The organism is Staphylococcus gallinarum (assembly GCF_000875895.1).
Lineage (GTDB): Bacteria > Bacillota > Bacilli > Staphylococcales > Staphylococcaceae > Staphylococcus > Staphylococcus gallinarum.
This window is the reverse complement of sequence record NZ_JXCF01000105.1, coordinates 1-241: the sequence shown is the minus strand read 5'-3', so window position 1 is coordinate 241 and position 241 is coordinate 1. Positions and strand designations below refer to the sequence as shown.

Annotated in this window: 1 pseudogene; it reads right to left on the bottom strand. The window is 30.7% G+C overall.

Annotated features, from left to right (window positions below):
* Window positions 1–241, bottom strand: a pseudogene (locus tag SH09_RS13640) (MobV family relaxase); the annotation flags it as partial.

Here is a 241-nt window from a genome sequence, read left to right as displayed (position 1 = left end):
AATACGCTCATAATCTTCTGTAATCGTTTGTGCTGCTTGTATTTGTTTCTGAAAGTTATTAAATTCTTCTTGGCTTATTACAACATTCCCTGTTTCTTGTATTTCTTTGTTGAACAAACCCCCTACTTTTTCAGTTTCATGTTCATATTTGACGTTTAAAGGCTTTTTAAGCGTTTCTAATGATTTTTGGTATTGTTCTATCAACTCATTGCTTTTTTGTTGTATATGGCTTAATTTTTGG